Source organism: Sinorhizobium americanum (genome assembly GCF_001651855.1).
In the GTDB taxonomy this organism is placed as follows: Bacteria; Pseudomonadota; Alphaproteobacteria; order Rhizobiales; family Rhizobiaceae; genus Sinorhizobium; species Sinorhizobium americanum.
This window is the reverse complement of record NZ_LNQC01000063.1, coordinates 75,791-96,661: the sequence shown is the minus strand read 5'-3', so window position 1 is coordinate 96,661 and position 20,871 is coordinate 75,791. Positions and strand designations below refer to the sequence as shown.

Below are 20,871 nucleotides of genomic sequence, written 5' to 3'. Positions count from 1 at the left end.
GCCGACAGCGCGCGCCGTCACGACACGCGAAAAAAGTAGCAGTCATTGACAGTCACGCACCCGCGTTTTCACACGTCCTCGGTCGAACTTTCCGGTTCAGATCACGTCGCAGTAGGGGGGGCATGAGAGTGCATTTGGAAAATCAAAAAGCCAAAAGACAATGCCAATAAGCCGTTATGCGCCATATTATTGGATTTGGCGCCGAAATTGATCCAAAGAAAGGGTTCTCTGTTCCAATTCGCCTGCGGGCCGCTTAAGGTCGGCGTGATCAGACAAGGACGCGCGGCTGCGTCGAATGTAGGCACAAAAGATGCGCTCAAGCCAATTGGCCCAGAATATTGCAAACGAGATCACGCTGCTTGTGACTTCCGGCGAGCTTGCCGTGGGGGATCCCCTACGGACGCAGCACCTCGCCGATCGCTTCGGCGTCTCCCGCTCACCCGTTCGCGAGGCCTTGCAAATGCTGTCGGAGCAGGGCGTGCTCGAGCAAAAGGAAAATAGGGGATTCTTCGTCAAGGAGTCGGCGGGCGCGCTCGCCGAAACGGTCAGCGACGAAGCGCGGCCTTTCGAGGTCGCCAACGACTACCAGCGCCTGGCTGAGGACTGGCTGACGGACCGCATTCCCGCGGAAGTGACCGAGCAGGTCCTGCGCGAACGGTATGATCTGACCAAGATGCAATTAAACGACATTCTGATGCGCGCGGTTCGCGAAGGCTGGGCGGAGCGCAAGCAGGGCTATGGCTGGCGTTTCCTCCCGGTCGCGAAGACTCCCGAGGCGTTCGAGCAAATTTATCGCTTCCGCATGCTCATCGAGCCAGCCGCGATGCTGGAGCCCGACTTCAGGCTTGATCGCAAGATTATCGAGGAGCAGCGGCGCATTCAGAGCCGCATGCTGGAAACCGATATCGAGCGCCTGCCGGCCGAGCGACTGCTTCACAACGGTGCGCTGTTCCACGAAGAGCTCATCAAGATGTCGAATAATCCCTTCTTCCATTTGTCGCTCGTGCGCGTCAACCGGATGCGCCGCCTGCTTGAATATCGCTCCCGCGTCGATCGCAGCCGCCTCGTCCGCCAGTGCCAGGACCATCTTGATATTCTTGACCTTTTGGAAAGAGGGGAAGTTATCGAGGCGTCCTATGCGATGCGCCGGCACCTCGGCGGAGCCCTTTCAAAGAAGTCGCCGATCACCTGGTCGTGGTCCCATCAGATGCAAGAAAAAACGCTGGAGTGAATTTTCCAATTGCATTTTTGAATTTAAAAAGCCAATAGTTCTCCCGTGATGTTTTGCGGCGAGGGTGCTCGTCGCCTCATGGGAGATTGTCTGATGAAAATTTTTGTTACGCCGTGTGACGGGATCGGCCCGGAAATCACTGCGGCGACCATGGAGGTCATGAAGGCCGCAGACGCTGCGTTCTCTCTCGGCCTCGCATACCACTTCGAGGACACCGGCTTCACCAGCTTGGAGAAACACGGCTCTACCCTTCGGGACGAAACGATCGAACTTGCTCGCACCTTCGACGGCATTATTCTCGGACCGCAGTCCCACATGGACTACCCGGCCCGCGACAAGGGCGGAGTGAACGTTTCCGCCGGATTTCGGGTCAAGCTCGATCTTTATGCAAACGTCCGGCCTGCGCGTTCCCGTCCCTTCCTGAACAACGCCAAGAAGATGGACCTCGTCATCATGCGCGAGGCGACGGAAGGCTTCTATCCCGACCGCAACATGTATGCTGGAACCGGCGAGTTCATGCCGACGCCGGATGTCGCGCTTTCGGTTCGCAAGATCACGGCTTCTGCCTGCGAGCGCATCGCCCGCCAGGCCTTCCTGCTGGCAATGAAGCGCGACAAGCGCGTCACCGCGGTTCATAAGGCCAACAACTTCATCCTGACGGATGGCTTGTTCCTGCAGCAGGTCCGCAAGGTTGCAGCCGAGTTTCCCGAGGTCAAGCTCAACGACTTCATCATCGATGCAATGGCGGCGCACCTCGTCCGCGATCCTTCGCGCTTCGACGTGATCGTGGCCACCAACTTCTATTCCGACATCCTGTCGGATCTCGCCAGCGAGCTTTCCGGCAGCCTTGGCCTCGCCGGTTCCATCAATGCCAATGCCGAAACCGGCCTTGTTTGCGCCCAGGCCCAGCACGGTTCTGCACCGGATATTCAGAACCAGAACATCGCTAACCCGACGTCTCTCATCCTGTCCGCAGCGATGATGTTGAGCTGGCTCGGTGAGCAGCGTGGCCTGCCGCAGTTCGAGGCCGCCGGCACGGAAATCGAACGGGCGGTGGACGAGGTCTTGGCCAATCCCGCGACGCGCACGCGTGATCTCGGCGGCAACACCAGCACTGATGTCTTCGGCTCATTGGTGGCCAAGGCGGTTCGCAACGACGGCAGCGTGCGGAAAGCTGTCAGCGCATAGCGGTTGTACTTTATAATCGAAAAATCCAATTCAAGATGTCACGAAATACGAGGGCGGCTGAGCCCTCGTATCACCGCCCGGAGGAGCTTGGAGCGCGGGCGCATTAGGGAGAAGAGAAAATGAACATGAAAGTATCGGGCCGTTCCGCCTACTTCGTTGCCACGACGGCGCTAACCGTAACCCTCGGCACGGCGGCGTTCGCCCAGGAGGTCCCGGCCGGCTATCCGGCGGAATACGCAAAACTCATCGAGGCCGCAAAGCAGGAAGGCACGGTTTCGGTCTACACCTCGACCGATGCTGCCCAGTCCCAGAAGCTGCAGGATGCCTTTACGAAGAAATACGGCATCAAGATCGCCTACAACGACCTCGGCACCAACGGCGCCTACAATCAGGTGATTTCTGAAGCGGCGGCGAGCCAGGTGACCGCGGACGTCGTCTGGAGTTCGGCGATGGACCTGCAGATGACGCTGGTCCAGGATGGTTATGCGATCGAATACGCCTCGCCCGAAGCCGGCAATCTTCCATCATGGGCGAATTACAAGAACACGCTCTACGGAACGACGGTCGAGCCGATCGGCGTGATTTACAACACTAAGGCGCTGTCGGAGGACAAGCTCCCGAAGACCTATGCTGAAATGATCACGTTCCTCAGGGACAACAAGACCACCCTCCAGGGAAAAGTCGCCACCTTCGACCCGGAGAAGAGCGGTTCAGGGTTCCTGCACCATTCGAACGATGCCCGTCAGCGCCCTGACTTCTGGGATCTCGCCAAGGCAATGGGCGAGGACGGCGCCAAGATCTATTCGAGCTCCGGCGGCATGAAGGAAACCGTCGTTTCTGGTGAGAATGTGATCGCGATCAACATCATCGGTTCCTACGCCCTCGAATGGGTCAAGGAAAGCCCCAATCTCGGCGTCCATTTCGCCAAGGACTACACCCCGGCCTTCTCGCGGCTGGCTCTAGTCACCGACAATGCACCGCATCCGAACGCCGCGAAGCTCTTCGTCGACTTCATGCTCTCGAAGGAAGGCCAGTCGCTGCTCGCCGAGGGCGGTCTGCCGTCGGTGCGCGAGGACGTGACCGCCGGTCTGAATGTCAAGACGCTCAACGAGCGTGTCGGCGGCGGGCTGAAGCCGATCGCCGTTGACGAAGGCGTGCTCGAATACATGGACCAGATGAAGCGCGTCCAGTTCCTCAATGACTGGAAGACAGCGCTCGGTCGCTGATGCTCCGCCGGCTGCGGCGTGCTCTCTCGCCGCAGCCCCGACACCATTTGCGAGAGGCAAGTAATGTCTACCCACGCTCAAGCCCCGGCGGCGCTGCCCATCACCAAAGCCGCGGCCGAAAAGAAATATCCGGCGAAGATGCCGAGGCAGGGCAACGCCAATGCCTACCGAACCATCGTGATCGGCCTGCTCGCCATTGCCGTCCTGGCACCAGTCGGGCTCATCATCTACCAGAGCTTCCTGACGGCGGCCTTCTTCAGCCCGCGCGCGGCGTTTGGGTTCGACGCCTACCGCTATGTCTTCACCGACAAGAACTTCTACAAGGCGCTTGGGACGACGGCGGTATTCTCGTTCGGGATGGTCGGTATCGCCGTACCGCTCGGTGGTTTGCTGGCCTTTCTGATCACCCGTACCGACATTAAGGCGAAGCGACTGCTCGAGATCCTCGTGCTGGTGCCGATGTTCATCTCGTCGATCGTTCTGGCCTTCGGTTACACCGTCTCCGTCGGACCGACCGGCTTCGTTTCGCTGTTCGTCCGCGACCTCGTCGGCGTCGTGCCCTGGAACATCTACAGTCTGCCAGGGATGATCCTGATCGCGGGCTTGAGCCACGTCCCGCACGTCTATCTCTATGTATCCTCGGCGATGCGCAATCTGCCGTCCGATCTGGAGGAGGCAGCCCGCACCACTGGCGCCTCGATCTGGCAGGTTTCGCGCGACGTGACGCTGCCGATGGTTCTCCCGTCGCTGATCTTCGCCGCCGCACTCAACATCCTTCTCGGCTTCGAAACATTTGGCATTCCGCTGGTGCTTGGCGATCCGAACGGGATCATGGTGCTGACCACCTATATCTACAAGCTGACGACGCTCTTCGGCACGCCGACCTACCAGTTAATGGCCGTCGTCGCAGTCGTGCTTATCCTGATCACCCTGCCGCTGGTGTGGATGCAGCGCAAGCTGCTGCGCAATGCCCGCAAATACGCGGCGATGGGCGGCAAAGGCGCTCGTGTCGCCACCCTCAAGCTCGGCAAGAGCGGCCAGATCATCGCGCTTTCGATCATCGGCTGCTGGCTGTTCGTGTCGGTCGTCCTGCCGATCGGCGGCATCACCGTGCGCGCTTTCGTCGATGCCTGGGGCGAGGGGGTCAACCTTTGGGACCAACTCACCTTCGCGAACTTCGACCGCATGCTCGAAGTGCCAAGCCTCGTCCGCGGCGTCATTAATACGGTCCTGCTTGCGGTCGTCGGTGGCGCGCTCGCGGTCGGCATCTATCTGCTTGTCGGCCTGGCGGGGCACCGCAACTGGGGCACGTCGAACACCGTACTCGACTACATCGTCCTGCTGCCGCGCGCGCTGCCCGGTCTGGTCGTCGGTCTGGCCTTCTTCTGGGTGTTCCTATTCGTGCCCTTCCTGACGCCGCTGCGCCCGACACTGGTCAGCCTCTTCGTCGCCTATGTCGTGGTCGGGCTCTCCTATGGCCTGCGACTGCTGCAGGGCACGCTGATCCAGGTCGCCCCGGAGCTCGAGGAATCCGCCCGCACGACCGGAGCAACGATCGGCCGCACCTGGAAGGATGTGGTGATCCCGATCATCCGTCCGGGCCTGGCAGGCGCATGGGCCCTGATCATGATCATATTCCTTCGCGAATACGCGACGGGCGTCTACCTGATGGGCGCAGGCACGGAAGTGATCGGTTCGCTGATGGTTTCCCTTCTTCAGACCGGAGCCATGAACACGATCGCCGCCCTCTCTCTCATCAGCATCGTATTGACCGGCGCGGGCCTCGCACTCGCCCTTCGTTTGGGAGCAAGAATCCATGACTGAACTCGTCGTAAACAATGTCCAGAAGTGGTTGGGCGGTCTTCAGATCCTCAAAGGAGCCTCGTTCACGGCCCAGCGCGGCTCGATCGTGGCTCTTCTCGGAGCCTCGGGAAGCGGTAAGACGACGCTGCTGCGCTGTGTCGCCGGCCTCGAGCAGCCCGAGATCGGCCAGATCGTCATCGGCGGAAAGACGGTTCTCGATGGCGAGAAGAAGCTCGCGCTTCCGCCGGAGCAGCGCAACATCGGCCTGGTATTCCAATCCTATGCGCTCTGGCCGCATCGCACCGTCAAGGAAAACGTCGGCTACGGGCTGAAGCTGCGCAACGTCTCGCAGGCTGACATCGAAAGACGGGTGCAGGCGATCCTCGACCGCATGGGGCTCGGCCATCTTGCCGATCGTTTCCCATCGCAGCTCTCCGGTGGCCAGCAGCAGCGCGTCGCGATCTGCCGCGCGCTGGTCTACGAACCGCGCGTGCTGCTGCTCGACGAACCGCTCTCGAACCTCGACGCGAAGCTCCGCGAGGAAGCCCGCTACTGGATCCGCAAGCTCATTCTCGACTTGGAAATCTGCGCGATCCTGGTGACGCACGACCAGAGCGAGGCGCTGGCGGCGGCCGACAACATTCTCCTGCTGCAGGACGGTCGGATCGTCCAGCAGGGCGGACCGCAGGAGATCTACTCGAACCCGAACAGCTTCTACTCGGCCGACTTTCTCGGCGCGAACAACATCGTGAAGGCCAAGGTGAAAGCGGTGGACGGCAAGGCTGCGGTGATCGGCGGCGACAACTGGAGCCTCAACGGGACCGTGCGCGAGTCAAGCGGGCTCAATGCGGCCGAGGATGCGCGCGCCGTCATTCGCGTCGAACAGATCAGCGTCACCGACAGCCCGGCGGCGGACGGCCTCGAAATGAACCTCGACGACAGCATTTATCTCGGCGATCGCTGGGAGTACCGCCTGCGCCGCGGCGACTTCGTGGCGAAGGCGCATGGCACGAAGCAGCTCACTTCCGGCAAGGTGTGGGCGCGCATTCCGGCCGACAGCGTCTGGGTGTTTTCGGCGGGCACGCAGCAATAGGTGCCTTCCTCGGCGGTCGCCGCTCCTCCCTGGCGGCCGCCATTTTTTTTTCCAGGACACGAACAATGACTAAACATCCAAGGATCGCGCTCGTTCACGCGACCCCGATCGCCATGGAGCCGATCCGGGTCGCTTTCGATAACGCCTGGCCCGAAGCAGAAAGGGTCAACATTCTCGAAGACAGCCTGTCCCCCGACAGGGCTAGGCACCCCAACCTCACAGACGAGCTGACTGACCGTATCGTTGCCTTGGCCAGGTACGCCCGCATGATCGGCAGCGATGCGGTTCTCTTCACCTGCTCTTCCTTTGGCAGGGCTATCGAACGCGCGGCATCGCTAATCGATATTCCCGTCCTGAAGCCTAACGAAGCGATGTTCGAAGCGGCCATCCGGCAGGGCGGGCGGACAGCCATGCTCTACACCTTCCCGCCGTCGCGCGATGGCATGGAGGCAGAGTTTCGGGAGGAAGCCGCCCGCGTGGATCCTTCCGCTGAGATCGTGAGCTTCTTCGTCGAGAGCGCGATCGAAGCCGTCAGGGCCGGCGACGAGGCAACGCACAACCGTCTGGTGGCGGAAGCAGCGGCGAAACTCGAGGGCTTCGACGCGATCACGCTCGCCCATTTCTCGATGGCGCGTGCGATTCACGCCGTGCGCGAGGTCACCGCTATTCCCGTGCTGACGAGCCCCGACGCGGCCGTGGCAAAACTTCGCCCCCTGCTGACCTAGATCGGCAACAAGCTGTCACCGGAGACGTAACCTGGAAACGGAGGAGACTTTGATGAGCAATGTAGATTTGACACGCAGGCAAGTGCTGCAAAAAACGGCGACGATCGCTGCTTCAGGCCTGGTTCTCTCAACAACCAACGCGATTGCCGGGGACGTGCCCTTTTCCGCCGGGACAGCCCGTCCGAAGTTCAAGGTCCCGGCCAATACATGCGACTCCCACTTCCACATCTACAACAGCAAGTTTCCTGCGGCTGCCAATGCAAGCCTCGTTCCTCCGGATGCAAGCGTAAGCGACTATCGCCGTCTCAAGGATCGGCTCGGCTTCTCCCGCAGTGTCATCGTTCAGCCGTCCACCTACGGAACGGACAATTCCTGCATGCTTGAGGCGATGCAGCAATTGGGAGGCGATGTGCGCGGCGTCGCTGTCGTGGACACTTCGGTGACGGACGCCGAGCTGGAGAAGCTCAATAAAGCGGGCGTGCGCGGCATCCGTTTCAATCTGGCGCGCGCAGGGGCGACGACCGTCGATATGCTTGCGCCGCTGTCGAGACGCGTCGCGGAACTCGGCTGGCACGTGCAGCTGCACATGAAGGGCGACGATATCGCGAAGCACGCGGATCTGTTGCGCTCGCTGCCGGTGACCCTCGTGTTCGACCATTTGGGGCGCATTCCCCAGCCGGATGCGCTGGCACATTCGGCCTACGCGGTCGTCAGCAACCTGCTCAGCGCCGGGAAGGCCTATGTCAAAATCTCAAGCATCTACCAGGACACTAAGGTTGGTCCGCCGAACTATGAAGATATGAGCGCGCTGGCCGTGGCCTACCTCAAGTCAGCGCCTGACCAGGTCCTTTGGGGGAGTGACTGGCCGCATCCGTCTCCGGGCAAGCACGGAAAGCCCGACGATGCCCAACTCATGGACCTTGCTGCCGACTGTGCCGCCGATGCCGGCGCGGTGGAGAAGCTGTTCGTGGAGAACCCCGCCAAGCTGTACGGCTTCTGAGATGGCTAGACGTTAGGATACATGGCGATGCTGATTGGTGTCATTGCAGACGACTTCACCGGAGCGAGCGATATTGCCAACACGCTCGCCAAGGGCCTTCCCGAACAGGGCGGACTTCGAACGGTCCAATACCTCGGATTGCCGGCCCAGAACGCGGCGGCGGACGTGGAGGCCGGGGTTATTGCCCTGAAGAGCCGCTCGATCGCCGCCAAGGCCGCGGTCGACCAGTCGCTTCGGGGACTTGAGTGGCTGCTGAAGCAAGGATGCGAGCAGATCGTTTTCAAATACTGCTCCACCTTCGACTCAACGCCGGCAGGCAACATCGGCCCCGTGGGAGAGGCATTGGCCGACGCCCTGGGCGTGAAGGGTGTGGTGGCCTGCCCGGCTTTTCCGGGTGCGGGAAGAACGGTCTACCAGGGTCATCTCTTTGTCCGCGACAAGCTGTTGAACGAGTCCGGCCTCGAGAACCATCCACTCAATGCGATGACCGACGCCGACATTCGTCGCTGGCTGAGCTGCCAGACCAAATCGAGCGTGGGGCACGTCGGCATCGAAACGGTGCGGGCGGGGGCTCACGCCATTGCGGCGGCCCTCGAGCACGCGGCGGGAGAGCAGCAAACACTCGTTGTCTTGGATGCCATCAACGACGATGACCTCATATCGATCGGACGTGCGGTTGCCGATCATCCTCTGATTACGGGTGGTTCAGGCATCGCCATCGGCCTGCCGGCGAACTTCATCGTCCGAGGCCTGGCGAAGGGCAACGGATCGGCACGGCTTGGTCTCGAAGGACCGGAAGCGATTCTTGCAGGGAGCTGTTCGGGAGCAACCCGCGAGCAGGTCGAGTTTCATCGGAAGCGGTATCCAACCCTCGCCATCGAGGTCGATGCCGTGATGGACGGCCGGACGACGGCCGAGCACGTGGTCGCCTTCCTTCGCGAGAATGACGGCCATGCACCGCTCGCCTTTTCCTCCGGAACGCCCGAGGAGGTGCGCAGAATTCAGGATCGTTACGGCCGCGAAGAGATCGCCCACGCACTGGACCAGCTCTTTGCAAAAACGGCGAGGAGGCTCGTCGCTGCTGGCGTTCGGCGTCTCGTTGTCGCCGGCGGCGAGACATCCGGAGCCGTCGTATCCGCGCTCGACCTCGGTGCGCTGACGATCGGTCCGGAGATAGATCCGGGTGTTCCGGTCCTCGTGTCGGAGGGCGAGCGGTCCGTGGCACTTGCTCTCAAATCTGGGAACTTCGGCTCACCCGATTTCTTCAGCAAGGCATTGGAAAGGCTCGCCGGTCGATGAGCAGCGAAAGCAAATTGAGAGAAGAGATCGCTCGGCTCTCGAAGTCGCTGTTCGATCGCGGCTTTTCCGTCGGATCGGCGGGGAACATCAGCGCTGCCGTCGAGGATGGGATGCTGATTACGCCCACCAACTCATGCCTCGGTTTTCTCGATCCGGCAAGGATCAGCAAGCTTGACGGCGATGGCAATCACATCTCCGGGGACAAACCGTCAAAGGAGATGTTCCTGCATCGTGCGTTCTACGAAACGCGGCCGCAGGCAGGAGCCGTCGTGCACCTGCACTCGACCTTCGCGACGGCGCTCTCGTGCGTGAGCGATATCGACGAGGACGACTGCATTCCGCCGATCACCCCCTACGTGGTGATGCGCGTCGGGCGGGTAAAGCTCGTTCCCTATTTCCGTCCGGGTGATGCAGGGGCGGGGGATCTGATCCGTTTGCTCGGTGGCCGCTACGCCGCTGTCTTGCTCGCCAATCACGGACCGGTCGTTTCCGGCCGGGATATCGCCTCGGCCGTCTACGCAGCCGAAGAGCTGGAGGAGACCGCCAAGCTGCTCCTTCTGCTTCGCGAATCTCCTAAGCGGATGCTCACGCGCGAAAACGTCGAGGAACTTCAGACCGTATTCGGTGCCTACTAGGAGAAAACCATGAAGACTGCCGACCTGGTCGACGCCCATGGCGAGGCCGTTCACTTCTGCAATCTGCCGTTCCTGAAGCTCGGCAGGCGCAAATCCTTTGCTGGTCCGATCGCTACCGTGAAATGCTTCGAGGACAATGCGCTTCTCAAGGCTGAACTGCAAAAGCCTGGCAACGGCCACGTGATGGTCGTCGACGGCGGTGCCTCAAGCCGGGTGGCTTTGCTCGGCGACCAGATCGCCACGATCCTGAAGGACAATGGCTGGGCCGGCATCATCATCAATGGTTCGGTGCGCGACAGTGCCGAAATCAACGAAATGGATGTCGGCGTCTTCTGCCTTTCCGTCTCCCCCAAGAAATCCGAGAAGGACGGAGCGGGCAAAGCCGGCGTTCCCGTCCAGTTTGGTGGCGTAACCTTCGCGCCCGGAGCCTACGTCTATGTCGATGCCGACGGAGTGCTGGCGAGCAGTCGCGATTTGTGTTGAGCGGCGGAAGAACACCGCCGACTCCGTTTGTTCAAGCAGGTGCGCGTGAAGCGACTTTCGGCCGCTGGAGGTTGGTCTCGGCGCGCCGCGGGTGTCACCCAGAAGAATGCAGGAGATTGAAATGATCATCACAACGAACCCCGCGACCGGCGCGAAGCTCGCCGAGTACAAGCTCCACGATGACGTCCATGTCGATGCTGCGTTGACCGCAGCCGCGAACGCCCAGAAGGCGTGGCGGAAGGTTTCGGTCGAAGAGCGGGTCGGGCTGCTCCGCGGCATGGCAAAGGTTTTGCGCGCCGGAAAGAACCGATATGCCGAGATGATCACGCTTGAGATGGGCAAGCCGATCGTCGAGTCGGAGGCCGAGATCGAGAAGTGCGCCTATAACTGCGACTTTTACGCCGAGCGCGCGCCGCAGTATCTTGCCGATGAGCCGGTGGTCTCGAACGCCTCCGAAAGCGTCGTCGCCTTCGACCCGCTCGGCGTCGTCCTCGCCATCATGCCGTGGAACTATCCCTTCTGGCAGTTCTTCCGCTTTGCCGCGCCGGCGTTTGCCGCCGGCAATGGCGCGATCCTCAAGCATGCCAACAACGTACCGCAATGCGCGCTCGCGATCGAGGAGGTCATGACGGAGGCGGGCTGCCCTCAAGGCCTTTTCCGCACGATTTTGATCGAGCCACAGCAGGTCGCCAACCTGATCGCCGACGATCGCATTGCCGCGGTCACGCTGACCGGGTCGACCGAGGTCGGTGCGATCGTCGCGTCGCAGGCTGGCAAGGCGCTGAAGAAGCAGGTGCTAGAGCTCGGCGGCTCCGATCCGTTCATCGTGCTCGCCGACGCTAATCTCGAGGAGGCGGTGGCCGTCGCCGTCAAGGCGCGCTACATCAATGTCGGCCAGTCCTGCGTCAATGCGAAGCGGTTCATCGTCGAGGATGCGGTTGCCGATCGCTTCGTCGAACTCTTTTGCGCCGGCGTCGCGAAGCTGAAGATCGGCGACCCGCTGGAGCGCGACACGAACATCGGTCCGATGGCGCGCGCCAATCTGATGGACGGCCTGCATGCGCAGGTCGAAAAGACCGTCGCTGCCGGCGCAACGCTGAGGACGGGCGGCAAACCGATCGACGGGGAAGGTTTCTACTATCCGCCGACGGTGCTCGACCACGTGACGCCGGAGATGACGGCCTTCCGCGAAGAAACCTTCGGACCGGTCGCCGCAATCATCCGGGCGAAGGATGCCGACGAAGCCATCCGGCTCGCCAACGACACCGAATTCGGTCTCGGCTCGGCGATCTGGAGCGGCGATATCGAACGGGCCCGCAGGCTGGCCCGTGATCTCGACGCCGGCGCCGTCTTCATCAACGGCATGGTCGCCTCCGACCCGCGTTACCCCTTCGGCGGCATCAAGCGCTCCGGCTATGGCCGCGAGCTCGGCGTCTACGGAATTCGTGAATTCGTCAACATCAAAACCGTCTGGATCGGCCCCACGAAGGCAGCCGCGACGACGCCGATGGCCCGGGAGTAAGGAGAGCGCCATGACCACTGCAAAGCCAGCCATCCTGCGTCCCAGGGAAATGAAATCGAGCGATCGCGGCGGCGGCGCCCGGACAACGCCGCTCGTCACCCGCAAGTGCGGCTCGACCAGCATGATCAACGGCATCACCGCCTTCGATCCGGGCGCGGCGATCGGCCTCCACAAGCACAATTGCGAAGAGAGCGTCATGGTTCTCGACGGCAAGGCGATCGCTGAGATCGACGGCATCCAGCACGTACTCGGGCCGAACGACACGAGCTGGATCCCGGCGAACGTACCGCACCGGTTCATCAACGCCTCGGCGACCGAACCGATGCGGATCTTCTGGATCTATGCCTCGATCGATGCGACCCGGACGCTGATCGCCACTGGCGAGGAGCGGGCGATCGACGCCGAGCACGGCCATCAGCCTGGCGTAGGGGGCGGCAAGTGATCGTCGAGATTGCCGAAATCACCGTTGAACCAGGGTCTGAGAAGGTCTTCGAGAATGGCGTCCGTCAAGCCGCACCGCTGTTCCTGCGGGCCAAGGGCTGCCATGGCCTATCCTTGCACCACGTCGTCGAGACGCCGCTGGTCTACCGCCTGATCGTCAAGTGGGAAACGCTCGACAATCACCTGGTCGATTTCCGCAACTCTGACGATTTCCAGGAATGGCGTCGGCTCGTCGGCTCCTGCTTCGACGGCGCGCCAAACGTCACGCACTCCGAGGCGGTGGCGTCCTATGGCTGATGATGCGTAAGAAGGCCGCGGCCTTTTGGGTTCTTGTATTTCAGCTCAACGCATGGCCAGCCAAGCCATAGACCAACGGCTCGTTGTCTTTTCGGTTCAGGAACCGGCGGCCTTTGGACATAGTCGTGTCCGTCTCGGAAACCGCGAGTCGGCACTGCTGCAGAAATTCGGCAAATGCCCCGGTATCACGCGTGTCGACGCGGGCGAACTGTCCTGCCAGCCGCTTCAAATGCACCGCCGTGAGATGGATTGCGTCACGATCATTGCTTGCCACTATCGGGCCGACTACCTGGCCCCGCCCGAACTCACGACACATGGAATAGCCAACAAGTTCGCCACCTCGTTGCAGTACGCAAATTGAAGCATTCTCCGAAAGCAGTGCGAGCAGCTTCCCGCGATCTACGCCGAAGGCCCGCGCATCGAGAGCGGTGATCTCATCGAGCTCTTCCCTTGACGGTTCACTCAACTCACCGTTCAGGGGTGGCAGCATCGGAAGCGTCGGTGCGACGTCCCCTTGGTACTGGTATACAATCGCTTCCTTCGTAAAGCCGAGCGAAAGGTACAGCTTATAGGCCGCATCGGTGGAATTTAGGCTCAAATTGCGGCCGGCGCAGCGTTCAAACACTTGTTCCATGAGCCATCGGGCGTTTCCCTGCGCTTGCGTGCGAGGCGATGTGATCACCAGGCCGACCGTGGCGAAGTCGTCCCCGTGAGGAAACCACATCGCGCTTCCGAACACGCGTCCGATACCATCAACGGCGACGATGCCGTGGCCGGCGCGCCGCAGGAAATCCCAATCCTTGGGCCGATGCGGCCAACCAACGCCGATCGACAACGCGTGAAGCAAACTCACGTCGACATCGTTGATGTCCCGCGCAATCAATTCAAAGGATTTCAGGCGCACTGATTTTTGCATTTCAGCTTAATCCGCTCCGTCATCGGAGGCCCAACTCTCGGTCAAGCAGTGTCTTTGATCCCACCGCCGATTGCAACATAGCTACACTATTGCACGCAGCGGCCGGCAGGTTTCACTTGTTCGCGTCAACTATTCGAAATCTTCAGCCGAACCGAGGCTATGTTCGGCAGAGAAAACTCCTGCCTCGGCTTAGCCTGACTGTCACGGGTCAACTTTGAAGGCAAGGTCCCCATGAACGTCGAAGAGATCCTCGCAAGGTTGATCGCATTTCCCTCTGTCGTGGGCACTCCAAACAGGGCGATTGTCGACTGGATTCGTTCGTACTGCCTGGCAGTGGGAGCCGAAGTGACGGTCCAGCCCGGCCCCGAGGGCGATCGCTCCAATCTGTTTGCCAAAACCAGGATCGAGGCTCTCGGCGTGCGCCTTGCCGCTTGACGGAAGATGGTGATTCCATGGCATTTCTCTTCAATTCCGATGCCGCACGCGGGGCAGTTTTTCGTGAGCTCTTTGCGCGCGAGCTCCCGGATGTGGAATTCTTCCATCACAGCGAAACCGTAGACCCGGACAAGGTGCGGTATCTCCTGACCTGGACGGTTCCCGCTGACATCTCGCGCTATGGCAATCTGGAAGTGCTTTTTTCCATCGGCGCAGGCGTCGACCAGTTCAACCAGGACGGCGTCCCTGATCATGTAAAAATCGTTCGCATGGTCGAGGATGGCATCATTCGAATGATGCAGGAATATGTTGCTCTCGGCGTCCTGACGCTGCACCGGGAGTTGCCTGCCTATCGGGAACAGCAGAAACAGCATATGTGGCGGGCTCTTGCCGCTCCTCAGGCCAGCCAACGCCGAGTGGGGTTCCTGGGTCTTGGCATGTTGGCCCAGGCAGCAATTGAACGCCTGAAGCCGTTTCAGTTTCCGCTATCCGGATGGAGCCGCAGCAGCAAGAAGCTGGATTGCGTCACCTGCTTCCATGGCGCAGATGAACTTGCCGGCTTTCTGATGCAGACGGATATTCTCGTCTGTCTGCTGCCACTGACCGACGAGACTCGCGGCATCCTCAATGCCGAGCTCTTCTCGCTGCTGCCGCAGGGCGCTCGGCTGCTGCATGTTGGCCGAGGGCCGCAGCTGGATCAGAGCGCGCTCATCGAGGCGCTCGACGCCGGCCATCTGGCCGCAGCGATGCTCGATGTCACCGATCCGGAGCCGCTACCGGAAAATCATCCGCTCTGGTCGCATCCGAAGGTAGTGTTAACGCCGCATATCGCCTCGGTGACGCAACCGCATACGGCGGCTCAAGCGGTCGTAGAAAATATTCGGCGGCACCGCGCCGGAAAGAATCTGGTCGGCCTCGTCGATCGGACACGCGGCTACTAACCCAAAGGACGATTACATGTCACTTCTGATCCCCATCGACACTGCCCCGGACTTCGCGCCCAAGGATGCGGTTCCGGGCCCCGAACGGCATATTTCCGGCAATCCAAAGTTCAAGACCTGGGCACATGACGCTTCGAAGGGAGAGAAGGTGTTGACCGGTGTCTGGGAAGCGACACCCGGCGAGCACCATTCGATCAAAGGCACGACCTACGAATTCTGCCACATCATTTCGGGCTTGGTCGAAATCGAGGAGAAGGACGGTGAGACGAAGACCTACCGCGCTGGCGACAGCTTCGTGATGAAGCCCGGTTTTGTCGGCGTCTGGCGCACGATCGAGACTGTTCGCAAGATCTACGTTTGCGTTTACGATTGACTGCAGCCGCAGGTGAGTCCGACAGCGGGTGCACCTACCGACAGGAAGTGCTTCGCTTCACCTGACAACGCCCTCGTAGGGCAATTCCCAATAGAATGGGAGCTTCGGTCCAGTATTATAGTGGGCGAGCGCGAGACTAGTGCCCGCATTCACCGCGACCTGAAGCAGATTGTCTTGTGTCGTATAGGGGCTTCGGCATAGAGTTGCGCAGGCGTCTTTCCGAGCTGAGGCGTCAGCGCGTAGCTCCGCCACGGTCGGCACGACGCGGCGGCGCGGGCGGCAAAGATTAGCTCACACGCGTTAAGCTGGCCGAGGGGTTCGCGGGTCTATGGTGCGTCGATGCTGGTTGCGGACCAGGACAGCGTCATCCAACGTCGCGAATGCCAATTTCGTCTACAGCGTTTGATACATGAGAAGGCGTCGACATAGCCATGTGTTGGGTGCCTGAGCGCGCCGGGCAACGCGCCCCACGACTTCAAAACCCATTTTCTGCCATGGCGAAATAGCCTGGCGGTTGGTGCTCAGGACGAAGTTGAACTGCATTGCCCGATACCCGTGGGCGCGGGCGATTGCCATTGAGTGTTCGCACATGCCGCGTGGGACGCCTCTAACGGTTGCATCTGCTGCTGTATCTATAGTTGCAAACATGCTGGCCGCCGCTAGCCTGATTGGACGCATGCAATAGGTGCCGAAAATGGCGCCCGCTTGCTCGGCAACGAAGACTTCCTTGTCTGCTCCCATCCATTAGGCAAGAGCCTCCGCCCGGCTCAGTTTGCGATCGAGCGCATAGGTTTCTGCCGCTCGGATCATGGCCTCGATGATTGACCAGACGGCGGGAGCGTCTGCGGATGAGGCGGGTCGAATATGCATGGCGGCATGATTAGCGCTTGCGGCAGGTGCTGAAAAGCGGGTTCGTCTCTTTCTTGGTTGCCTGGGGAATGGCGGCCCCGCCCTGGGCACCTCGACGGTCGGATCAGCGTCCACGCGCAATCCAAAGGCACGACCGGACTTCCAGTCCAGAATTTTCTGCTCCTGAGTCGAGAAATCCGAACGATACAGCGGCTGGGGCCAGCCTACAATTGCTCGTGACGGAAACAGATCCCCGCCAAAAAAGGACGAAGCGCATGACCACTTTCCGCCCAAAATACATCACCTTCGACTGCCACGGTACGCTGATCAACTTTCAGATGGCGGAGGCAGCACGCGACCTTTACGGCGACAGGATGAGCGAGCAGAAAATGCTGCAATTCATTGCGGACTTCTCTGCGTATCGGCTCGATGAAGTCATCGCCGACTGGAAGCCCTATGCGGAGGTGGTCCATAACGCATTGGCGAGGACCTGCAAGCGCAACGGCATCGACTTCAAGGACGAAGACGCCCAGATGGTATACGAACGCGTTCCCACCTGGGGGCCGCATCCGGACGTTCCGGCCGGCCTTGCCAAGGTCGCCAAGGAAATTCCGCTGGTCATCCTGTCAAATGCAATGAATTCGCAGATCATGTCCAACGTCGAGAAGCTCGGCGCGCCTTTCCACGCCGTTTACACCGCCGAACAGGCTCAGGCCTACAAGCCGCACTTCCGGGCCTTCGAATATTTGCTGGATATGCTTGGCTGCGGTCCGGAGGACATACTGCATTGCTCCTCCTCGTTCCGCTACGATCTGATGTCCGCACATGACCTCGGGATCAAGAACAAGGTTTGGGTCAATCGCGGTCACGAGCCGGCCAATCCCTATTACGGCTACACCGAGATCGCCGGCATCTCGGAATTGCCGGGCGTTGTCGGGCTCTGAGGAAGTCCGAATACATCTGAAAATCTCCCTTCCAGCGGCCCGATAACGAACCTCGGTTTGCCCGAGTGTCGAGGAGCCGAGGGGCGACTACGGTGCCGCCTTGTACGGCGGTGGCATCACCAGCCCGGCGCGGATGAGGTAATTTCCGAAACCGGGACCGAGACAATCGTGCTGAAGGCGGCGACTGTGGTCCCGCCATCAGCAGCAAACGCCCGGCCTTTATCGTGGCTGGCGCCGCGGACTGGATGCCATCTCGATGGTCGCATTTCGGATGAGCATGCGTCCGCTCCAAACAGTGCGAGGGTCTCAATCTTGAGTGCTTGTAACGATGCGGTTCCAGACCACGGCGAGGATTATCTCGACGGCAACCAGTCGATCCGCGCCCCTTTCACCAGAGCATATTTTGGGGCTGCTGCCGCTATTCTGGCGACAAAGCCGAGCCCTGCGGACGCACGAGTCTTGGGTGAGCTGCTATTGCGCCACTACGGTCTAACGGGAACGGTCAGGGTTCTGTCCTCGGAAGTCGAGTGTACCGCTGAGGTCGCGCTGTGGAACGGCGATCGGCTGATCCTCAAAACGTCAGCGCAGCCGGAAGGAAGAGACAGTTTCCGCTTTCAGGTTGCGGCCCTCGCAGGGCTGGAAGGCACTTGCGGTTTCGCAGTACCTCATATCGTGCGTACCGGCAGCGGCACGCTTATGTTCGAAGAGGAGGATGTTTGCGGCTACCTGCAGACCCGACTTTCGGGGGTGCCGCTGCACCAGGCGAACGCAACTCCGGACGTCCTTTACCGGGTCGGCCAGGCGCTTGGCAGGCTCAATTTGGCTCTCGAGCCTCTGACGTTGCCCGCTGTGCACCGCCCAGTCCTTTGGCATGTCGGATGCTGGCCGAGGCTAATGGAACTGGAGAAGCATTTGCCTACAGGGGCCGTTGCAGATTCCGTGCGTCTTTCCATGAGCAATTACGTCGAGCTCATCGAGCCGCAACTGCGCGAGATAGGATGGCAGGTCACGCACAATGACCCCAGCCCGTTCAACACACTCCTGACCGATAATGGTGTCGCGTTCATCGATTTCGGCGACGGCTGCTGGGGCCCACGGATTCAGGATCTCGCGATTGCGGCAAGCCACATGGTGACCGACCCGTCCTTGGCTCTGGGCGGCGCAGAAAATCTCATCGCGGGTTATGCTTCGGTGCTTCCGCTTTCCGCGCTCGAGGCAAACCTGCTCGTCGGACTGATAAAGGCGCGGCAGAGCGCGCTCATCCTGATCAACTACTGGCGAGCCGGGCTGTTTCCGGCCGAGGCAGCATACATCAAGAAGAACGTGGCCCGAGCCGAACGCGGGCTCTCTATCCTGTCGGCGTTAGACGTCGGGGAGGCGGAGATGCTGTGCGTTGCCCGGTGCCTTAGCCCGCGCGGGGGCCCTCCGAGTGTTTAGTCACACGCCTTGGAAATCAGTACGGTAACTCGCGACCTTCTCGCGGATGGAAACTTAAGCAGGATCAAAGCTATGTCCACCGATCTCATGCCCAACCGCTTTACGCCTGGGGAAGCATCAATTCCACCCCGCGAATCTGAACTGATCGCCCGGCGCGACAGCGTACTGGGAGCCTCCTACAGGCTCCAATACCGCCGACCGGTGCATTTCGTCCGCGGCGAGGGCATGTGGCTCTACGACCCGGACGAACGTCGCTATCTGGATTTTTATAACAATGTGCCGTCTCTCGGGCATTGCAATCCGGAGATCAACGCTGCCATGGCGGAACAAGCCAGCCGAATTAGCGCAAATACCCGCTATCTCGAACCGAGGCTTGTCGACTATGCCGAGCGGCTCGTGGCCACCTTTCCCCAGGAATTGAACCGCGTTGTCTTTACCTGCACGGGAAGCGAATCGAACGATCTGGCGCTCCGGATCGCCCGGCTGGCAAGCGGCAGCGAGGGCGTGATCGTTTCTTCCCATGCCTATCACGGCACGAGCGCGGCCACGTCGATGGTGTCGCCAAACCTCGGCTACGCCGTCACGCTCAGTCATGCCGTTCGCATGGTGTCTCTACCTGGCCCGGCAGGCATTTCGGAATCGCAGGCAGCGGATTTCTTTGAAGCGCAAGTGCGAGCTGCCATTGCAGACCTGAACCGGCGCGGCATCGGGGTTGCAACTCTCCTCATCGACAGTATTTTTTCGAGCGACGGCGTCTGGGTGGACCCCCCTGGCTTCATCGCAGGTGGCGTCAAGGCGGTGAGGGAGGCGGGTGGCCTCCTCATTGCCGATGAAGTTCAGCCGGGATTCGGACGGACGGGCACACACATGTGGGGTTTTGGGCGGCACGAAGTTGTTCCGGACCTCGTTACCCTCGGCAAGCCAATGGGCAATGGATTTCCAATCGGCGGGGTCGTCGGCCGTAAGGCACCGATGGATCGCTTTGGCGCTACTGCCCGGTACTCAAATACCTTCGGCGGCAATACAGTCGGAATCGCGGCAGCCGACGCCGTCCTGACAATCTTGCACAGGGACCGGATTCCCGAGCATGCGCTTGCCATGAGTGAGCGCCTGAGGGTGGGGTTGGAGCATCTTGCCAAGCTGCATCCCGGCATTCGCGGCATCCGAAATGCCGGGCTGTTCTTCGGCATCGACATCGGCTTGGATGGAACGGGAGAGGCCAGCCGGCGCGCCATGGCATTGGATATCGTAAACCTCATGCGTGATGATGGCGTTCTCATCAGCACGACGGGCGCCAACGAGGATACGCTGAAGGTGCGTCCCCCACTGATTTGCCAAGCGGAGCATGTGGATCGGTTCCTCGAAGCCATGGAATGCGCGCTCAAGGAGGCCGTTGCGCAGGTGTAACGTCGGCTGCCTCGGCAGCCGAATAGGCTCGCTATTCTCATCAGCAAAAGCTAACGCCATGAAACTCGATCGGATCGACATCAAGATACTGCACGTCCTGCAGCAGAATGGCCGAATGAAAATGTGGAGCTTTCGGAGGTGGTGAATCTATCGCCGAGCCCCTGCCTCATGCGCGTGAAGAAGCTGGAGTCGGAGGGCTATATCGAGGGCTATTCGGCGCAGATCAATGTCGCCAGGTTGGGGCAGACCTTGACGGTGTTCACCGAGATCACCCTGAAGAACCACCGGCAGACCGACTTTGCACGCTTCCTCGCAACCGTTGAGAAGATCGAACAGCTCATTGAGTGCCATGTGGTCTCCGGTGGCTACGACTACCTCTTGAAATTCGTGACCGCCGGGATCAGCGAATATCAAGCGATCATGGAGCGGCTGGTCGAGTTGGACGTCGGTATTGATAAATATTTCAGCTTCGTAGAAATCGCCGGTCGTGAAGGGACATCTGCCACTGACGAGCATATTTCGGCCGTAGAATCTTCATCCGCACTTCGCCCTTTGCTCCGACGGGCGGCCCTCGCGATTACCAATATTCTTCGGCATCCTAATCTGCGGTCCGCAGAGGCAGGCCG

At 60.6% G+C, this 20,871-nt stretch carries 19 protein-coding genes and 3 pseudogenes; 20 read left to right on the top strand and 2 right to left on the bottom strand.

Features of this window, described 5'->3' with window-relative positions; translation table 11 throughout:
* Positions 1 to 310: 310 nt before the first annotated feature.
* The 13 genes from ATC00_RS18875 (at position 311) to ATC00_RS18815 (ending at position 12,943) form a co-directional block, all read left to right on the top strand.
* Positions 311 to 1,231 (top strand): GntR family transcriptional regulator, encoded by a 921-nt coding sequence (locus ATC00_RS18875; RefSeq protein ID WP_064253950.1) that lies wholly within the window; start codon positions 311 to 313, stop codon positions 1,229 to 1,231.
* A gap of 93 nt (positions 1,232 to 1,324) precedes the next feature.
* Complete coding sequence (locus ATC00_RS18870; RefSeq protein ID WP_064253949.1) at positions 1,325 to 2,419, top strand: isocitrate/isopropylmalate dehydrogenase family protein; 1,095 nt, start codon at positions 1,325 to 1,327, stop codon at positions 2,417 to 2,419.
* A 119-nt stretch (positions 2,420 to 2,538) separates the two neighbouring features.
* On the top strand, positions 2,539 to 3,645 hold the full coding sequence (locus ATC00_RS18865) for an ABC transporter substrate-binding protein (RefSeq protein WP_064253948.1): 1,107 nt from the start codon (positions 2,539 to 2,541) through the stop codon (positions 3,643 to 3,645).
* A 63-nt stretch (positions 3,646 to 3,708) separates the two neighbouring features.
* Positions 3,709 to 5,469, top strand: a complete 1,761-nt coding sequence (locus ATC00_RS18860) for an ABC transporter permease (RefSeq protein ID WP_064253947.1) — start codon at positions 3,709 to 3,711, stop codon at positions 5,467 to 5,469.
* Complete coding sequence (locus tag ATC00_RS18855) at positions 5,462 to 6,541, top strand: ABC transporter ATP-binding protein (protein ID WP_064253946.1); 1,080 nt, start codon at positions 5,462 to 5,464, stop codon at positions 6,539 to 6,541. The genes ATC00_RS18860 and ATC00_RS18855 overlap by 8 nt, the downstream gene beginning before the upstream one ends.
* Before the next feature lie 65 nt (positions 6,542 to 6,606).
* Positions 6,607 to 7,266, top strand: a complete 660-nt coding sequence (locus ATC00_RS18850; protein ID WP_064253945.1) for an aspartate/glutamate racemase family protein — start codon at positions 6,607 to 6,609, stop codon at positions 7,264 to 7,266.
* Between the two features lie 52 nt (positions 7,267 to 7,318).
* Positions 7,319 to 8,266 carry an amidohydrolase family protein gene (locus ATC00_RS18845; RefSeq protein WP_064253944.1) on the top strand — a complete coding sequence of 316 codons (948 nt, stop codon included), beginning with the start codon at positions 7,319 to 7,321 and terminating at the stop codon, positions 8,264 to 8,266.
* A 27-nt stretch (positions 8,267 to 8,293) separates the two neighbouring features.
* On the top strand, positions 8,294 to 9,565 hold the full coding sequence (otnK, locus tag ATC00_RS18840; RefSeq protein WP_064253962.1) for a 3-oxo-tetronate kinase: 1,272 nt from the start codon (positions 8,294 to 8,296) through the stop codon (positions 9,563 to 9,565).
* Positions 9,562 to 10,200: a 3-oxo-tetronate 4-phosphate decarboxylase gene (otnC, locus tag ATC00_RS18835; RefSeq protein WP_064253943.1), complete on the top strand. Its 639-nt coding sequence runs from the start codon at positions 9,562 to 9,564 to the stop codon at positions 10,198 to 10,200. Before otnK ends, otnC begins: the two co-directional genes overlap by 4 nt.
* Positions 10,201 to 10,209: 9 nt before the next feature.
* Positions 10,210 to 10,683, top strand: coding sequence for a ribonuclease E activity regulator RraA (rraA, locus tag ATC00_RS18830; protein WP_064253942.1), 474 nt, complete (start codon positions 10,210 to 10,212; stop codon positions 10,681 to 10,683).
* 121 nt (positions 10,684 to 10,804) lie between these two features.
* Positions 10,805 to 12,205: an NAD-dependent succinate-semialdehyde dehydrogenase gene (locus ATC00_RS18825; protein ID WP_064253941.1), complete on the top strand. Its 1,401-nt coding sequence runs from the start codon at positions 10,805 to 10,807 to the stop codon at positions 12,203 to 12,205.
* A 10-nt stretch (positions 12,206 to 12,215) separates the two neighbouring features.
* The gene (locus tag ATC00_RS18820; RefSeq protein WP_064253940.1) at positions 12,216 to 12,647 is read left to right on the top strand and encodes a cupin domain-containing protein; all 432 of its coding nucleotides are present in this window, start codon (positions 12,216 to 12,218) and stop codon (positions 12,645 to 12,647) included.
* Positions 12,644 to 12,943, top strand: coding sequence for an antibiotic biosynthesis monooxygenase family protein (locus tag ATC00_RS18815; RefSeq protein ID WP_064253939.1), 300 nt, complete (start codon positions 12,644 to 12,646; stop codon positions 12,941 to 12,943). Before ATC00_RS18820 ends, ATC00_RS18815 begins: the two co-directional genes overlap by 4 nt.
* Before the next feature lie 40 nt (positions 12,944 to 12,983).
* On the opposite strand, the gene ATC00_RS18810 is transcribed toward ATC00_RS18815, so the two are convergent.
* Positions 12,984 to 13,859: a GNAT family N-acetyltransferase gene (locus tag ATC00_RS18810; RefSeq protein WP_064253938.1), complete on the bottom strand. Its 876-nt coding sequence runs from the start codon at positions 13,857 to 13,859 to the stop codon at positions 12,984 to 12,986.
* A gap of 231 nt (positions 13,860 to 14,090) precedes the next feature.
* Between ATC00_RS18810 and ATC00_RS18805 the strand changes: the two are divergent.
* The 3 genes and pseudogenes from ATC00_RS18805 to ATC00_RS18795 all read left to right on the top strand — a co-directional run.
* Positions 14,091 to 14,252: pseudogene (locus ATC00_RS18805) on the top strand (acetylornithine deacetylase); the annotation flags it as partial.
* Positions 14,253 to 14,311: 59 nt separating this feature from the next.
* Positions 14,312 to 15,235: a 2-hydroxyacid dehydrogenase gene (locus ATC00_RS18800; protein WP_064253936.1), complete on the top strand. Its 924-nt coding sequence runs from the start codon at positions 14,312 to 14,314 to the stop codon at positions 15,233 to 15,235.
* 16 nt (positions 15,236 to 15,251) lie between these two features.
* Positions 15,252 to 15,608: a cupin domain-containing protein gene (locus ATC00_RS18795; protein ID WP_064253935.1), complete on the top strand. Its 357-nt coding sequence runs from the start codon at positions 15,252 to 15,254 to the stop codon at positions 15,606 to 15,608.
* Positions 15,609 to 16,001: 393 nt separating this feature from the next.
* On the opposite strand, the pseudogene ATC00_RS18790 reads toward ATC00_RS18795, so the two are convergent.
* Positions 16,002 to 16,478: pseudogene (locus tag ATC00_RS18790) on the bottom strand (N-acetyltransferase family protein).
* Between the two features lie 254 nt (positions 16,479 to 16,732).
* Between ATC00_RS18790 and ATC00_RS18785 the strand changes: the two are divergent.
* From ATC00_RS18785 to ATC00_RS18770, 4 genes and pseudogenes are all read left to right on the top strand, one after another.
* Positions 16,733 to 17,401: a haloacid dehalogenase type II gene (locus ATC00_RS18785; protein WP_064253934.1), complete on the top strand. Its 669-nt coding sequence runs from the start codon at positions 16,733 to 16,735 to the stop codon at positions 17,399 to 17,401.
* Between the two features lie 459 nt (positions 17,402 to 17,860).
* Entirely contained in the window at positions 17,861 to 18,838 is a 978-nt protein-coding gene (locus ATC00_RS18780) for a phosphotransferase enzyme family protein (RefSeq protein WP_064253961.1), read from the top strand.
* 72 nt (positions 18,839 to 18,910) lie between these two features.
* The gene (locus tag ATC00_RS18775; protein WP_064253933.1) at positions 18,911 to 20,245 is read left to right on the top strand and encodes an aspartate aminotransferase family protein; all 1,335 of its coding nucleotides are present in this window, start codon (positions 18,911 to 18,913) and stop codon (positions 20,243 to 20,245) included.
* Positions 20,246 to 20,303: 58 nt separating this feature from the next.
* Positions 20,304 to 20,774 (top strand): annotated as a pseudogene (locus ATC00_RS18770) (Lrp/AsnC family transcriptional regulator).
* Positions 20,775 to 20,871: the final 97 nt, after the last annotated feature.

Excerpts from the sequence above, each read along its gene's own strand:
- otnK (WP_064253962.1), top strand. The coding sequence starts at position 8,294 with ATGCTGATTGGTGTCATTGCAGACGACTTCACCGGAGCGAGCGATATT.
- ATC00_RS18785 (WP_064253934.1), top strand. The coding sequence starts at position 16,733 with ATGACCACTTTCCGCCCAAAATACATCACCTTCGACTGCCACGGTACG.
- ATC00_RS18820 (WP_064253940.1), top strand. The coding sequence starts at position 12,216 with ATGACCACTGCAAAGCCAGCCATCCTGCGTCCCAGGGAAATGAAATCG.
- ATC00_RS18810 (WP_064253938.1), bottom strand. The coding sequence starts at position 13,859 with ATGCAAAAATCAGTGCGCCTGAAATCCTTTGAATTGATTGCGCGGGAC.
- ATC00_RS18865 (WP_064253948.1), top strand. The coding sequence starts at position 2,539 with ATGAACATGAAAGTATCGGGCCGTTCCGCCTACTTCGTTGCCACGACG.
- ATC00_RS18875 (WP_064253950.1), top strand. The coding sequence starts at position 311 with ATGCGCTCAAGCCAATTGGCCCAGAATATTGCAAACGAGATCACGCTG.
- ATC00_RS18800 (WP_064253936.1), top strand. The coding sequence starts at position 14,312 with ATGGCATTTCTCTTCAATTCCGATGCCGCACGCGGGGCAGTTTTTCGT.
- ATC00_RS18825 (WP_064253941.1), top strand. The coding sequence starts at position 10,805 with ATGATCATCACAACGAACCCCGCGACCGGCGCGAAGCTCGCCGAGTAC.
- ATC00_RS18845 (WP_064253944.1), top strand. The coding sequence starts at position 7,319 with ATGAGCAATGTAGATTTGACACGCAGGCAAGTGCTGCAAAAAACGGCG.
- ATC00_RS18870 (WP_064253949.1), top strand. The coding sequence starts at position 1,325 with ATGAAAATTTTTGTTACGCCGTGTGACGGGATCGGCCCGGAAATCACT.
- rraA (WP_064253942.1), top strand. The coding sequence starts at position 10,210 with ATGAAGACTGCCGACCTGGTCGACGCCCATGGCGAGGCCGTTCACTTC.
- ATC00_RS18775 (WP_064253933.1), top strand. The coding sequence starts at position 18,911 with ATGTCCACCGATCTCATGCCCAACCGCTTTACGCCTGGGGAAGCATCA.
- ATC00_RS18850 (WP_064253945.1), top strand. The coding sequence starts at position 6,607 with ATGACTAAACATCCAAGGATCGCGCTCGTTCACGCGACCCCGATCGCC.
- otnC (WP_064253943.1), top strand. The coding sequence starts at position 9,562 with ATGAGCAGCGAAAGCAAATTGAGAGAAGAGATCGCTCGGCTCTCGAAG.
- ATC00_RS18795 (WP_064253935.1), top strand. The coding sequence starts at position 15,252 with ATGTCACTTCTGATCCCCATCGACACTGCCCCGGACTTCGCGCCCAAG.
- ATC00_RS18855 (WP_064253946.1), top strand. The coding sequence starts at position 5,462 with ATGACTGAACTCGTCGTAAACAATGTCCAGAAGTGGTTGGGCGGTCTT.
- ATC00_RS18860 (WP_064253947.1), top strand. The coding sequence starts at position 3,709 with ATGTCTACCCACGCTCAAGCCCCGGCGGCGCTGCCCATCACCAAAGCC.